The following is a 13,264-nucleotide window of genomic DNA, read 5'->3' on the forward strand; positions in this document are numbered from 1 at the left end:
AGGTTCTTACCAGCTTTCCAGCGCTGAACGCTTCCACGAGTTTGATGCGACACACATGTAGAGATAGTTCTGGTCCTGAGCGATATCCCCCTCATTACAGGAAGCAGAGCTTGATGCTGGCACACCTACGCGACGAACGATCATTCCGAAGTCGCTGTTATCGACATACATATGCAGATCTGGATAGGAGTAGCGAAGAGAAAGCTCGCTAGAAGGGACTGAACCGTCCATATTTAAAGCTCTTAAGATCTCGCGGCCATTAGTGATGGATCCGGTATCCGACCCCACAGAAAACGCAGACATTTTTGTAATACCGTTATCCGCTACGTAGAAAGGTATACTTTCAGTCCCAGTCCCATTTGCCGACCCGCTCAATGTGTATGCTAGACCTACCCCAGATGTATATCCAAACAGTCTATTATTTTGCCCCGCCTGAGTGCCATCCGCAGTTAGGTCTAGAAACATGTCTTTCTGCATACGGGTAAAGACGTGCGTCACATTTGGATCAAATGCGGCTTTGGAGAAATCGAACAGAGCGTCATAAATATAATCTGTGTCTTCAGACATTAGCGTTCCGATCCGAGCGACCCACCCAGTACCGGGAGCATTATCGCCACTAATGCCGAAAACCTCACCAAGATCAGCCGTAAATGGTCCTAAGCAGGTCCATACCAAATCGCCATCGGCTGTAGTTGACCCTGTTGTGAAGTTCCATGTTGGGGCGGTAGCTCCTGATGCATCGGAATCAGGGGAGCCTGTGCTGGGCGTGTACGATTTGGAAAGCGCGTAAAACGTGAAGGGTTGTCCGCTCTGGTCCGCGACGATGATTTCCTGATAACGATGGTAAGACGTTGAAGCTTTCCAAGTGACCGCATCTGCAATATGCGCGGTCTTGTTTCCGGAGGCGTCGACGGTCCCGTAACCCATTGTGCCGTACCCATGGGCCAGCCAAAACATCTTGCGGTTAAACTGCGTCGGATCATAGCTGCTTTTGCTATTTTCCGGTCCGCCTGTAGCAAAGTCTTCTTCGTTTATATAAGTAGCCTGATTGTAGTTCCCATCAACTCCAGTCGAAAAATAAAACGGAACATACTGGTTTACTTCTTGGATATTACTCCACGTCCAGTCGGTTCCATAAATCCCCATATGGTGCCAGTCTTGCACATCATCGTCGCCAAATCCGCCGAGAGATAGGCTGTCGAAAATATCGTTTACGCCACTTTCCATTCCTTTCTTGTTGCGTCCTGCAACTGTGTGAATGTTGATATTCAGCATACCGGGAGCGCCAGCGTTGCCGGGTTCCTTGGTGGTATCAGCAACATAGTTGTACGCTACGTTCGGTAGGTTGGCGTTAAAGCCGATGTCATTGGCGTCTACTCGGCTAAGGGCAACCGATGCATTAGCTCCATATAGGATAGAAGACACGCCATCCCCGAAATACGGGACAGGAAACCCGATTCCATAATCGGTCACAGGGTATGACGGCCACAGGTTGATTTCTCCCTGCGCCTGAACGACGATGTTTCCAGTATTGCCAGAAGGGACGATTGCTGAATTACCCGAGTGAGGCCAGATCGCCCCGGAGGATATTTTGACTAAATGCGGGTTAGTTGCCCAAAGGGAATTTATGATATTAAGATCGGCATAAATTTGACTATCGTCTAGTTTTGCTCCGTAATTTTTTACTTCCTTCGTGTCGCTCATTACGGATTTTATGTCTCGTGCTACCGATCCAGAAAATGTCGCCGACGCCGTAGCATTAGACACACTGCTAACAACGGGATTTTTTACGTTCCCACTCGCATCAAGAGGCGCAACCGTAGACCCGATATCCGCCTGCTGGACGGAGTTATCCGCGTAGGTGGCAGTATCGCCTAAAAGAGCAGACCACGACAAACCTGCGATTACGTTGGCGTTGGATAGGCCGCCTGGAGCCAGCGTTGGCGCATAGGTGGAGGAGCTGGAAGCAGTCGCCGCCCCCATGCGAACGACGGACTTCGGGGCTAGCGTCTTCACGGCTGCCACATGCAGCGGATGCCGGATGTGGTTCGGAACAACGTCAGCGGCCCGAACACCGGACACACAGAGAGCGGCCGAAGCCGCTAGAAAAATCATTTTTTTCATCGGATTATCCCGCCGATACCATCACATACTGACCGTTGTTCCAGAGTGCACCGGAAATACCTGGGTCAATAGTGGGCAAATCAACCTTGATCAGGAGATGGCCATCTGCAGAGGCGCCCATGACTTCAACGCCATTCAGCATCAGTCCCAGATCAGATGAAAGGGCGGCAACGCCACCGGCTATGTCTTTTTGGTCATCCAGAGCTGTCTTAGATGCGTCCGTAATCGCGTCAGAGACCGCAATTCCGTCAATCTCAGCACCGCTGATATTAATGCCCTGAAGCTGCGCCTCCAAGAGAAGAGGGGCCACCTGCTTTGCCAGAACACTCAGGGTGACAGAGACCAGATTGCTTGTTGTTCCACTCATCAGGAATACTCCCGGATACGGATCTTGCCTGGTGCTCCGGACGATCCGTACTGCGTTCCGGCCCCAACGCTCCCAGTCCCTCCGCCGCCAGCACCGAAACCACGAGCGCTCTGAGAAACTCCGTCCGCGGACCCGGTCGTGGCATTAGGTCCGCTACTCCCCCATTTGCTAGGTGGAGCAGCCCCCATTAGCGGGACAGGGATCCCGTTGCTGGCCCCATACATGACAAAAGGGCTCTGCCCGTTTTCGCCTGTCAGGGCATCGGAGACCGTAACCCCCTCCGTCGCAGTCACGACGGTTGTACCGCCTGCCACCTGACCGCCCCACGCGCTATTGCCCGGAGCAATCGGCCCGGTCGAATTACCTCCGGCACCACCGTTCGCGGTAGCTATACTCCCAAATGAAGTAGCCCCACCCGTACCACCAACAGCGTTTGCAGCCGTCGATCCCAAACCGCCATTGCCTATCGAGAGATAGAACCCTCCAGCCGGGACGGACACTTTGGTCAGGTCGACAAAGAGTCGGATATAACCACCAGCCGCTCCTGGCCCGCCGCAGGCAACTGAGTTGCTGGAATTTCCTGTTGCAGACGCCGATGCTCCGCCCGCGCCCTGAATCTCGACTTCCAGTAACTGCGTCTTCGTTTGTGGGGTGAAATACTGACTGACCGTATAATCCGCATCTTTCAGAAGACGACCGGATTCCAGCTCGGGAATAGTCGACCAGAACGTGTTTGCTCGCTGAGAGTATGTTACGCCGGAGGCTGTTGTCGCACCACTCGGGACGGTGAAGGTCATCAACGGGATAACGCTGCCATTTGCAGGAGCAGCCGGAGCACTCTGTGCCAGCGTCAGTACGACCTGCGAGGCCCGCCGCGTGGCAAGCTGGGTGCCCGCATTGTTCGGACCCGCCTGCGTCTGGGTAGGATTATTCGCGCTCCAGAACGGCAGCAGTGCGTTATCCGTATCAACGTCAGAACACAGCGCATAAAGAGTATATGTGCCGCCTGTTCCAGGGATGGTCAGCGTCTGTGCCGAAGGGAGAAGATACTGCTTGGTCGTGACCGTTGCATCAGCAGGGAGGCCACCGCCTTGGCCGCCAAGCGCAGTCGGCAAGATTGGCCCCGAAGCAAGGATAACACCCGCGTCGATCGTAACAGTCAGAGCCGTTGAACTCAGCGTCGGAGAAAATCCCCATGCCGCGGCTGTGCGGCCGTACAGGATATCACCCAGACCACCAACACTCAGAGCTGACAACTTTTGAGCAAGGAGCAGGTCCGTATCCTGCGGGATCTGGCCCGGATAGACGATATGAGTATCCAAGTCGGACCTCCATTATGATGGGATAGCGTTGCGGATCCAGGCGACAACACCAGATGCCTTGGTCTGCACGACCGATTTACGGACGATTGGCAGGACGTCAGCTGTGACGGCAGTTTCAAGAAAGAACTGCCCTGGGCGTCCCGAATATCGCAGCGCTGGCGCGCCGTATCCGCCTAACCCTCTGCTTGCCCCTGCCGGGAGAAGGGCTCCGCAGTCCGCGGCGTTCCAGCACTCGACGATCTGGGCCTGAGTAGCTCCAGCAGCGGTCAGTGCCGCAGAAATGGCAGATCGCGTGTTTTTCTTGGCAATTAAAGCGGCCTCGATGCGAGCGAGATACGCCGCATCCGTCTCGCCGTTGGCGCGCGGGAACTGGCCGACGCCAAACAAATCATTGGCCGCCAGATCCAGAACTGAGCCTGTCGAAGTGCTCAGGCGGGTAGAGACTCGGACCTGCTGAAGGAGCGTCCACGCCCCGGCAAGAGAACTGCCAAAACCGGACAGGATGCCGACCAGAACCGGGGCCTGCTCCGTTGAGACAGTCGCAACTGGATCAGGAAACCACCCACGCGGCAGCAGTCCACGCAGCCGACGAACGAAATCGCTCTGATCGCCCGTACTCACGAGGTTGCACTCACTGTGACCGTGATTGTTCCGGGACGGATTGTGGTTTTCTGAGCCGCCGCAATGTCAGACTGCGCCCCGTTCAGCAGAACATCCGTCACGCCATTAACGGTCACGCCAGCGCTCGTGTACGCGAGGTAGGAGAGGCGGGAATACTCGTAGCCAGCACCCACAGCGCGGGCCGTGATATCAGCGGAAATCGCTGTCGATACAGCAGCCGTGACGGCAGAGACGTCAGTACCTACAGGCACGAGTACAGTCAGCGAGACGTTTGCAATTACATCCGTTGGGGCCTGAACGGCATACTGGACACCAAGCGCCTTAACGTCAGAGATAGCGTCGTAAATACTGCTTAGAAGATCGTCGGACGGCGTGCCGGAGCCATCGTCTGCTACGACCGTGAAATATCCGGGCGTAAAGGTGTTGTCAGGCGTGTAGCCGTCAATCAGTTCCTGCGTCAGGCCGTTCTGCACACTAGCAACAGCATTCTGAACAGACGCCCGATTGGCCGTTGCTTTCGCAGCCAGCCAGACCGGAAAGCGAGCGCGCAATTCTGCGTCCGTTTCCTGATCAGCCCCGTTCGTAAGCGCTGCGCCATTCGTGACCGTATCAATGCCAGAAACACTGGTGCCCAACAGGCAAATTGCCCCGACAGCCACATTTCCAGATGATCCAGCCGTTACAGCCTGAACCGGAACAGTGATCGAGGACGTCCCAACCGGCCGAACGTAGCCGCCTGATGCATCAGACCACGTTGAGACGGAGCTATCCTGCACGACCGCGTAGGACACACCAGCAACCGTCCGAACCAGAACGCCCGGCACTACAACTGCTGAGGACTGCGAGGGCGTAAAGCTCGTTAGAGTGACGGAGCCCGTCGCGGCCGTTCCCGGAAGCCTTGTCATGCCATAATCAGCGACAAAGCTGTCGGCGTCTGCGCCCGATGATGTAGCCAGTCGCGTGACAAGCAGGATCTGAATCGCCTGATACTGAAGCCACAAAGCAACGCCAGAAACGCTTTCGAGAAGCGCACGTCCAGCCGTTCCGACAGACAGATCCAACAGCGAGGCGCACGATGCCTGTGCAGCAGCCACGGCCGCGCTGACGGTCGTTGAAAACGATCGGAGATTTAGGGACATGCACGCGCCAGAAACAGAAAAGGCGCCCCAAAGAGCGCCTTGTTGCCGCAAAAAGGGCAATGATAGATTAGGAGTACGCCGACTGTGTCACAAGTACAAGCAAAATCAGGCTGAGAATGATAGCCCTTGAACACTCTGTGTCTGCTTGTCCACGTACTGGATAACGCACAGATACTGCCCGGACCCCTGATCCGTAATCGCGACCGTCGGGGCCTGAGACTGGTCGACCGCGCTCTCCTGCTGCAACTGAGCAAGAACGGCTGCCTGAATATCGCCTTCCTGCATTGGAGACCCGATGCGAGCGGGTAGCCCAACGCCGTAGTCGAGGTGCCAGGGGTAATCGCCAGCATTCGTGCACAGTCGCCGCAGGATCGCCTGCCGTGCTTCTTCTGCGGCGCCGACAACGCCAAGACCACCCGCGCTATCGAGAATCAAATCTCCGCCAATGATGTGAGAAATTGCGCTCATCCTACAGGACCTCCTGTGTTGCCGCCATTATTACCATTAGTGTGGACGTGGCCGTTGAGAGAGTGCTCGTCAGTCTTCACGTCTTCCTCGCCAATCACAGTTTTGTCCGTCGTAATATTGCCCCCAGTGACCGCAAAACCAGATGAGGTGAGGGATGCAGTGCAGTCACCGGCCCTCCAGACAACGCCATTGGTGGTCATGGTTTCGGTAGTCTCGCCAACTCCCGAATAAATGGCGGCCTGTGTGATGTGCCACCACGATGCGCGGCTATCTGTGATCCCATCCGTCTGACCTCCAAGGGCAGGAGGCTGGCCGCATCCGGTCCGGATCAGCAATTCCCCCGGCTGCGCTGGCTTGCCAGTCGCAGGAGACACGGGCGGCATCACAACAGCATCAAACTGAGCCGCGATCACACTCAGATGCTCGGCATCGCCTTCCATCGCCAAGAGCGTGACGTGCTCGTTCATATCCGGAACGCGACAGATGCGGATTGAACCGGCCGCTATTGTAGCAACCGGCAGCCAGCCACTTTCCACATTGTCAGGCTGCATCAGAACCTTAACCGAGTGGTTGACCGGATCGACAGCCGAGACAATGCCGTTCAATGGCTTTCCCGCCCGCGCCACAGCAGCTTCAGCCACGCGGCGCGCCTCATTCAGTGCTGTCACTGTTTCCTCCGTTCGAGGCTTCGCGGTTCCTCAATGTTACGTCCTGCAGAAACGACCCGTCTGCGCCAAATGTGCTGGACACGGCGTCCACTGCGTACGCGTCGTCACCCGTCAGATCCCAGGTACTACCCGTGCCTGAAAACCGCATGAAATGGCGTGGTTCCAGCGTAATCCGACCCGGAATATTGAGAGAAACAGTCCGGTCATGCGCGATGATCTGCCGATAGATCGCCTCTGCCTTGCGCTCAATCTGCTCCTGACGAAGCCCCGGAAACCGATAGCTGTAGAGCGTGCCCGCGTTCTCAGCGAGCGTCCGGGAATGACCATCCGCCGAGAAATACGTCTCAGCCCGCGTTCGTTGCCGGCTGTCCCAAGACATGACATGCACGACCACGTTTTTGCTCGTGAGGAAATCCCGTTCCAGTGTCAGGCTCAGGGCTCCGGCTTGAATGGCCGACGTTGGCCCCGGGTCATTGTAATGAAACGCATGAATATGCGCCCCACTGTCAGACGGTGATCCGACCGGCTTGCACACAATCGTCTCGCCCTCGGCGTACAGATCGCAGCCGAACTCATCCGCAATATACCGCGCCAGATCAAACGCCGTCTGGAACTTGTGATGCGTGGCAGCCGAGGACCGTTTGTGCTCCAACTGCCAGAACTGCCCGGTCATACCCGCAGAGAGTGTCACATCGGCAGTAAGCCCAGCGGCAGACGCCACAGCTTTGATGACCTCCGGTCCTGTCTTGTTCATCCAGGCTTCACGTACCCGAAGATCAAGCAGTTTTGCCAGCATGTCCCGGCACTCAACCTCAACGCGCGTCTCGGTAGGAGACCACTTCACCCGATCAGCAAGCCCGGAAAACACCGTCTTCCAAGTCGCGTTCGTGACAGTTTCATCCCGAAGCTGAAGCGTGACCTTCACGTCAGGAGGTAAGGCTCCATCAGCCGTAACAGGATCGAACCACTTCTTCCCGGCAGCATTCAGCTTCGCCCGATCCACAGCAAGTGTCAGGTCAGCCGTATCCGCCCGCGAATATCGTGTCCGGTTCCAGGTCGCTTGCTCAACGCGCGTCTCCGGATGCTCGACACCATCCACCAGCAGACGCGCCCGGATCGACCGGACAGGCCCGCTTGAACGATGCCCAACTGCCGTGATCGTGCTCTCGCTCAAGATCCAGTCTCCGGCAGTCCTGTCGTTAGAGACGGATCAACGCCCGGGATGACAAGCGGCACAGGCCCCGTTAGCCACGACAGATCCGGATCACTCAACCCATTCGCCTGAGCAATGCGCCACCACTGCGTACTGTCAGACAGTTCGCGTCCGGCAACGTGGTACAACGAGACGTCGCCAGCCGTGACGGTAATCGTCTTGCTCATTGCCCGGAAACCGCCTGTGTATTTTTGAGAGCCACACTGGCCGACTGACTGGCTTCGAGCGCGCCCAGCTCAAGGTGAGCATTGCCAGCAATAGCGAGCAAAGAAGCGGCATTGCCCGTACCGATACTTTCGAGATTCTCGCCCGCCTGAGAAACGACAGAGCCCAACTGACCAACAGTCGATTGCAAACCTGTAATCGTGCCAGAAAGCGCCGTCGGCAGGTTTGCGAGATTTTCACCCGTCGTCGCCATGCCCGATACGCTTGTCAGGGCGTCCTGAGCTTTTGCCAGTGGTCCACCAACACCAATCATGTTCGCAATAGGCGTTACCTGCCCGATGACGTTCTGTGCCGTTCCAGCGATCTCCGATGCCACCGATGACACATCTGCAATCGCGCTTGTGATTGTTTTGAGTGCGCCAGTTACGCCGGAGCCGACGAGAGAGGAGAGGGCGGAGGTGCCGATTGCCGCCGTTGAGACAGGCGCCGTGACAACCTCCAGCTCCATCTCGTAAGGGATGAAGTATCCCTTTTGGGTGTAAGTGTAGGCGTAGGCGCGGATCTTAACCTTCCATAGGCTGTTGATCGCACGAAATGGGTATGTACCCCCCTCATTCCGCATCTGCTCGATCGTTCGCGCCCGAGCCAAGGCGTTAGCACCCTGAAAGCGCCCAGCCAACGTGATACGGGCCGGATCGTTACCGCCCTCGTCGATGATACGATCACCACCCGGCAACTGATGCACGATCAGCGTATTAGCGCCGCCCACCCGAAGCGCTTCAGGAACTTCCACCTCTTCCAGGGTAATCGTCCCCAAGCTGAAGGTTGTGTTTCCACCCGCTCCAGAGAGATAACTGATTGCCGTTTCTGCGTTGAGAAGTGTGCTGGACATTCCGCCTCCGATAAGGCGAGAATCGTAGTACAGGACAGGGGCCAGTACAAGAAAAACCCGAGGCAACACGCGCTTTGCAGCGATGAGCCAGGCCGCAAGACACGGCGTTCATAAGGCAACAAAAAAGCCGCCCGGTGAGGGGCGGCTTGGAGGGTAGGTCTTAACTTTTTAGGACTTTGCGCTTGAGGCTAGCCCTATAATATTCTTGATGAATTCAATTTGGGGACTGGTAAAGAGTGGATCATCTTCATTCTTATTTTTTGCTGATGAAGTCATTCTCATTAGAGAAATAACTATCGACAAAGGTACCGAAGCATATATTACCAATATAGCAACAAGAAGAAGACTCGAGTGCCAGTCTTGCATAGACGATGTTATGACAAGATCATTATAGGTAAGCAATCTAGTTAGCTCACAAAACAAACCGACAAACATACAGAAACTAAGGCAACCAAAAGGGTAGAATATCCACCAACGGAATATACGTTTTTGTTTTTGGTCCTCTAGCGTCTCGTCAATATTAACTACACCTGATTGAGTAATATCACCGTCGGAAAGATCGCCATTCATATCTACCACTTAAATATAACCTAGCTTCTTAAGGCGAATTTCCATAGCAACGCCCGATACATCGAATTTCTCGCAAAGTGTTTTTACTGAAGTGATGCCTAACCCTTTAATCAGAGCAGAAACATATTCTGCGGGCATCAGAAGATCAGCCGCAAAATTATTTGCTTCAGTTTCGATGGGGTCGAAGTTGTAGATGTTGAATTCTTTGGTGGAATCCCGAGGCCGCTCGCCATGTTGCAGAAAGTGATGTCCGAGCTCGTGGGCAACGGTAAAACGGATACGACGCTCTGGCTCAAATCGGCTTACCAAAATTTTTGGTTGACCATGATTGCCGGTTGGCAAGTACCAGCCGCTTACATTCACCTCCTCAAAAGGTAAATTTCCAATCTTAATGTCAGCTTTTCGTGCGATTTTCTCAGGGTCTATCGGTAAGATACCTCTCGTCCAATATTTATCGAGGACCTCTTGGGGGGTCATTTTTTTCATTGTCATATTTGGCCTCCCATCATCTACTAACTGTCTTTTCATCAATCGAGTGAGTTGTTGCTCCCAGTCTCGCTCAATCCAAAGAGCACTATAAGTTTCGCATATATGTCCGCATTTTCCGCACGCGGCAATATCTGCGCGCAGCCCAAATCACAACCGAGACAATAACGCTCTCACATTTGAGGGGTTTAGCGCCACAAAAAAAGCCGCCCCGAAGGGCGGTTCCATAGTTAGGCAGCGACTAGGCTGCGTTTAGGCGCTCGGGCGTTGCGACCCTTCAAAGTCTCGCCCCCGAGGAAAGCCCCTTCGTGCTGGACCTTCACGGTAGCCACCACAAACCCCAGGCAGAATTTCGCAAAGTCCTCCAGCGAGTATTCCAGCGGCTCAATCCCCGGCTTCCGTTCCCGCGTCTTCGGGTCAATGTCCCGATCAGGCCAGAGCAGTGCCAGCTTCCCGCCGCAGTTCTGGACCTGATAGACGTTCTGGAAGTCGCCATTCGCCACGACGTACAGCCCTTCCTGAACGAAGCCGCGAACCTCCTGCCAGATCACATAGTCCCCGCGCCGAACCTCGGGATACAGGCCCATGTGATCAATCCGCATGAGTTTATTCGGAGAGCTTGCAGTTCCTGCCAGTGCCAGCGCGCTCATGACGCTGCCTCCGACCTCTTGGCGAAAGGGCGAGGGGGCTCCTTGGCCGAGAAGATGGCACAGATCTTCGCCAATCCTTTGTCAGTAAAGACAACTTGAGGCTTCTTGATTAGTCGCCCTTCGCTATTGGTGTATTGGAAAGGCTTGTAATTCAAGTATCCAAGCTTTTCCTTATCTGAATACCCCATCCAGATTTCTTTTGCCCGGTCTCGATATATCCAATTGGTGCGGTTGCATTCCTCAATGAATGCATCACGAGGCCATGAGCAGGCTTTTGCGGTCTGAGTGAGGGTATGGAACCCCCGCATACCAGCAAGTGTTTCGAGTGCACGCGCCTTAGGGGCCACTTCGTCAATCAGGGCTTTCTGGCGCTCGATTTCGAGACGGGACTCTTCTCTCTGTCGTTCCAGCGCAGCCTGCAGAACCGTTACAGCCCGAAGCGCCAGCTCTTCCGGCGTCTCTTCCTTCGCCGCGACCATGTACCCGCCCGTCTTGCGGATGGAGGGAAGGATCTCTCCGACTACCTTTTCTTCGAAGACCTCTGCAGTCGGCAGGTTTGAACGCATCACGAGGCGATACACATCCCGTTCAGGGATAACCGAAAACCCTCTCAGATTTTGCCCCTTTTCCGTGAGGCCCATTTCTAACGATTCGTTATAATTGATCTTTTTCAATGACTTGCAATGGTCGCTTAACGCCTTGCTGGCATTGGAATAGCCAAGCGCCTCAGTTACCTCGTTGCCGATAAAATAAGCCTCGCTTTGATATTCGAAGCCACGAACTGAATGCCCTTCAAATGCAAAGGCTACTATTGCGCTGCTCATGCTGCGTCTCCTTCGCTACGAAGGGCAGGAAAGAGTTTGAGCAGTCGCTCCCGATGCTCACCGCCGTAAAATACTTCATGGCTTACGTCCTCATCATCGAGGGCTTCGAGCATGTCTCCAGCAATCTGAAGCATCTTATCCCGAGAGGGTGGATTGTTGATGCTGAGCATCTCGATAACGCTTTCCCAGATCAGGCACAATTTTGTGCACTGGTCACCCGCGATCTTCTCAAGATCTTCACGCGAGAGAGCCTTGATTGCATCTCTGAAATCAATCTCAACGGTATTGAAGATCGTTTTTGCGCCTTCAGACGCAGGTGTGCTATCGTGGCTCATGGCCATTTCCTTTCAGAGGGTGGTTGTTGAGGCATCGGGGGTGGTCTGCAAACTGGCCCCTGATGCCTTTTCTGTTTCCAAGCCTATCCTGACAAGACGTCGAAACGCCGCTGCCCTGGATGGCATCCCTGCATCTATTCCCCAATTATCAACCAAGCTGATTTCATCATTGGACATCTCAACAATGAGGCGCTTGAATGAGCCAGGGGGCCTTTTGCGCGGATATTTCGGAATCTGTTGAGGCATACGCACTCCGATAAGTGTATGTGCACTGATTGTGCATTGCATTTATGCGTCAAGGCATTACGCGCCGTCAAGCATGATTTGCATGTAAAATGCTGTGCGTTTAATTATCATCGAAATTGCAGATTCGAGGATATAACGTGGCCATCCAGCGAACTCAGAAGAAGGCGGGAAAGTCGGAAAGCCTTACAATCCGCCTTGATCCCAAAATGCGGTTTGCATTGGAGTTCGTCGCGCGTCTGAATGGGCAAACGATCACGAAAGTCATTGAGAGGGCCGTGACAGAGGCTGCCGATCGCACCAAAGTGGACGACGGAGGGAATGGCTACGATGCGGCGAATTGGCGCAATTACTGGGATGTTAGCGAGGGCGTTAGGGCAATTAAGCTAGCAAAGGATGAAAACACTCACCCATCATTTGAAGAAGAAGAAATGCTGGATTTCGTGCGGCAGCATTGGAAAATATTTTCGGTAGACCAGAAATTATCTTATTTGCGGCGCGAAAATATTGAAATCATTTGGCCGTTGATGCCGACTCTTCTTGATACGTGGAGAGAGACAAAAGCCTCTCCTGATCGCTCGAAAGCAGCAAGTATGATGCAGGCGGCCCTTCTGAAAGCTGGAATGACCCCGAAAGCTTGGGCAGTGCCTCATATTCCTGATCCAGGTTTGGACAATGAAATCCCTTTCTAATCCATCCCATTGACCCGAATCCGCTCTGCCGTGGAGGGGTATTCCCCTCCACCCCAAACACCAGCACGTTACGGAGCATGGCTTACCTTTTGACGTAGGCGTATCCGTCAGGGTTTGTTTCAGGATTTTCGGCTAACTTTTGCAATTCCTGGTCCGCTCTAAGGTCGAGCGGAACTTGATGTGCGTTTACGATCCCCAGCACGTCATTAGACGTATGCTGCACACAAAAACCCATCGCATAATCAAAAGGCATCGGCCCGTGATTGGGGCCACCATACGTCATGTTCTGCCTCACACATGCGATATCCTTGTTCGCGTAGTGCGGGAATGTGCATCCAGACAGGGCAAGAAGCGACAGGGCGGCGAGAGGAGTGAGGCGCATGATGTGAGCGTACACATCTATTCGCTATTACTCCAGCAGGAGAGGTCGCACTATCCCCTTGGTCTTGCGCCCCGGATCATTCGTATTATCAATTTGAGAAAGA

The 13,264-nt window shown here is 54.4% G+C and carries 16 protein-coding genes; 1 reads left to right on the top strand and 15 read right to left on the bottom strand.

The genetic code is table 11. The features are described 5' to 3' along the window. Nucleotides 1-6 precede the first annotated feature (6 nt). The 14 genes from J4P41_RS07150 to J4P41_RS07215 all read right to left on the bottom strand — a co-directional run bounded on the left by J4P41_RS07150 (nucleotide 7) and on the right by J4P41_RS07215 (nucleotide 11,844). Nucleotides 7-2,124, bottom strand: a complete 2,118-nt coding sequence (locus J4P41_RS07150; protein ID WP_426066578.1) for a hypothetical protein — start codon at nucleotides 2,122-2,124, stop codon at nucleotides 7-9. A 4-nt stretch (nucleotides 2,125-2,128) separates the two neighbouring features. Next, nucleotides 2,129-2,491 carry a hypothetical protein gene (locus J4P41_RS07155; protein WP_426066579.1) on the bottom strand — a complete coding sequence of 121 codons (363 nt, stop codon included), beginning with the start codon at nucleotides 2,489-2,491 and terminating at the stop codon, nucleotides 2,129-2,131. Beyond that, the gene (locus tag J4P41_RS07160; protein ID WP_426066580.1) at nucleotides 2,491-3,813 is read right to left on the bottom strand and encodes a hypothetical protein; all 1,323 of its coding nucleotides are present in this window, start codon (nucleotides 3,811-3,813) and stop codon (nucleotides 2,491-2,493) included. The genes J4P41_RS07155 and J4P41_RS07160 overlap by 1 nt, the downstream gene beginning before the upstream one ends. 12 nt (nucleotides 3,814-3,825) lie before the next feature. Further along, on the bottom strand, nucleotides 3,826-4,434 hold the full coding sequence (locus tag J4P41_RS07165; RefSeq protein WP_426066581.1) for a hypothetical protein: 609 nt from the start codon (nucleotides 4,432-4,434) through the stop codon (nucleotides 3,826-3,828). Next, entirely contained in the window at nucleotides 4,431-5,573 is a 1,143-nt protein-coding gene (locus J4P41_RS07170) for a baseplate J/gp47 family protein (protein WP_426066582.1), read from the bottom strand. The genes J4P41_RS07165 and J4P41_RS07170 overlap by 4 nt, the downstream gene beginning before the upstream one ends. A gap of 105 nt (nucleotides 5,574-5,678) precedes the next feature. Continuing rightward, nucleotides 5,679-6,041, bottom strand: coding sequence for a phage tail protein (locus J4P41_RS07175; RefSeq protein ID WP_426066583.1), 363 nt, complete (start codon nucleotides 6,039-6,041; stop codon nucleotides 5,679-5,681). Further along, complete coding sequence (locus J4P41_RS07180) at nucleotides 6,038-6,709, bottom strand: phage baseplate assembly protein V (RefSeq protein ID WP_426066584.1); 672 nt, start codon at nucleotides 6,707-6,709, stop codon at nucleotides 6,038-6,040. The genes J4P41_RS07175 and J4P41_RS07180 overlap by 4 nt, the downstream gene beginning before the upstream one ends. Beyond that, nucleotides 6,693-7,883: a hypothetical protein gene (locus J4P41_RS07185; protein WP_426066585.1), complete on the bottom strand. Its 1,191-nt coding sequence runs from the start codon at nucleotides 7,881-7,883 to the stop codon at nucleotides 6,693-6,695. Before J4P41_RS07185 ends, J4P41_RS07180 begins: the two co-directional genes overlap by 17 nt. Beyond that, on the bottom strand, nucleotides 7,880-8,089 hold the full coding sequence (locus J4P41_RS07190; RefSeq protein ID WP_426066586.1) for a hypothetical protein: 210 nt from the start codon (nucleotides 8,087-8,089) through the stop codon (nucleotides 7,880-7,882). Before J4P41_RS07190 ends, J4P41_RS07185 begins: the two co-directional genes overlap by 4 nt. Continuing rightward, nucleotides 8,086-8,979 (bottom strand): hypothetical protein, encoded by an 894-nt coding sequence (locus J4P41_RS07195; RefSeq protein ID WP_426066587.1) that lies wholly within the window; start codon nucleotides 8,977-8,979, stop codon nucleotides 8,086-8,088. The genes J4P41_RS07190 and J4P41_RS07195 overlap by 4 nt, the downstream gene beginning before the upstream one ends. 579 nt (nucleotides 8,980-9,558) lie before the next feature. Further along, a complete protein-coding gene (locus J4P41_RS07200; protein WP_426066588.1) occupies nucleotides 9,559-10,041 on the bottom strand; it encodes an ImmA/IrrE family metallo-endopeptidase in 483 nt (160 codons plus the stop codon). Nucleotides 10,042-10,265: 224 nt separating this feature from the next. Continuing rightward, on the bottom strand, nucleotides 10,266-10,685 hold the full coding sequence (locus tag J4P41_RS07205; protein WP_426066589.1) for a hypothetical protein: 420 nt from the start codon (nucleotides 10,683-10,685) through the stop codon (nucleotides 10,266-10,268). Beyond that, a complete protein-coding gene (locus tag J4P41_RS07210; protein WP_426066590.1) occupies nucleotides 10,682-11,509 on the bottom strand; it encodes a BRO family protein in 828 nt (275 codons plus the stop codon). The genes J4P41_RS07205 and J4P41_RS07210 overlap by 4 nt, the downstream gene beginning before the upstream one ends. Beyond that, nucleotides 11,506-11,844 carry a hypothetical protein gene (locus J4P41_RS07215; RefSeq protein ID WP_426066591.1) on the bottom strand — a complete coding sequence of 113 codons (339 nt, stop codon included), beginning with the start codon at nucleotides 11,842-11,844 and terminating at the stop codon, nucleotides 11,506-11,508. The genes J4P41_RS07210 and J4P41_RS07215 overlap by 4 nt, the downstream gene beginning before the upstream one ends. A 383-nt stretch (nucleotides 11,845-12,227) precedes the next feature. Between J4P41_RS07215 and J4P41_RS07220 the strand changes: the two genes are divergently transcribed. Beyond that, nucleotides 12,228-12,779, top strand: a complete 552-nt coding sequence (locus J4P41_RS07220) for a hypothetical protein (protein ID WP_426066592.1) — start codon at nucleotides 12,228-12,230, stop codon at nucleotides 12,777-12,779. An 82-nt stretch (nucleotides 12,780-12,861) separates the two neighbouring features. On the opposite strand, the gene J4P41_RS07225 is transcribed toward J4P41_RS07220, so the two are convergent. Next, nucleotides 12,862-13,161 carry a hypothetical protein gene (locus J4P41_RS07225; protein ID WP_426066593.1) on the bottom strand — a complete coding sequence of 100 codons (300 nt, stop codon included), beginning with the start codon at nucleotides 13,159-13,161 and terminating at the stop codon, nucleotides 12,862-12,864. Between the last annotated feature and the right edge of the window lie 103 nt (nucleotides 13,162-13,264).

This window comes from Gluconobacter sp. NFX36 (genome assembly GCF_049887835.1).
Classification (GTDB): domain Bacteria; phylum Pseudomonadota; class Alphaproteobacteria; order Acetobacterales; family Acetobacteraceae; genus Gluconobacter; species Gluconobacter japonicus_A.

Bases quoted from the DNA above. Each gene is read 5' to 3' on its own strand.
- J4P41_RS07200 (WP_426066588.1), bottom strand. From the start codon at position 10,041: ATGACAATGAAAAAAATGACCCCCCAAGAGGTCCTCGATAAATATTGG.
- J4P41_RS07195 (WP_426066587.1), bottom strand. From the start codon at position 8,979: ATGTCCAGCACACTTCTCAACGCAGAAACGGCAATCAGTTATCTCTCT.
- J4P41_RS07175 (WP_426066583.1), bottom strand. From the start codon at position 6,041: ATGAGCGCAATTTCTCACATCATTGGCGGAGATTTGATTCTCGATAGC.
- J4P41_RS07190 (WP_426066586.1), bottom strand. From the start codon at position 8,089: ATGAGCAAGACGATTACCGTCACGGCTGGCGACGTCTCGTTGTACCAC.
- J4P41_RS07170 (WP_426066582.1), bottom strand. From the start codon at position 5,573: ATGTCCCTAAATCTCCGATCGTTTTCAACGACCGTCAGCGCGGCCGTG.
- J4P41_RS07225 (WP_426066593.1), bottom strand. From the start codon at position 13,161: ATGCGCCTCACTCCTCTCGCCGCCCTGTCGCTTCTTGCCCTGTCTGGA.
- J4P41_RS07155 (WP_426066579.1), bottom strand. From the start codon at position 2,491: ATGAGTGGAACAACAAGCAATCTGGTCTCTGTCACCCTGAGTGTTCTG.
- J4P41_RS07210 (WP_426066590.1), bottom strand. From the start codon at position 11,509: ATGAGCAGCGCAATAGTAGCCTTTGCATTTGAAGGGCATTCAGTTCGT.
- J4P41_RS07215 (WP_426066591.1), bottom strand. From the start codon at position 11,844: ATGAGCCACGATAGCACACCTGCGTCTGAAGGCGCAAAAACGATCTTC.
- J4P41_RS07150 (WP_426066578.1), bottom strand. From the start codon at position 2,124: ATGAAAAAAATGATTTTTCTAGCGGCTTCGGCCGCTCTCTGTGTGTCC.
- J4P41_RS07205 (WP_426066589.1), bottom strand. From the start codon at position 10,685: ATGAGCGCGCTGGCACTGGCAGGAACTGCAAGCTCTCCGAATAAACTC.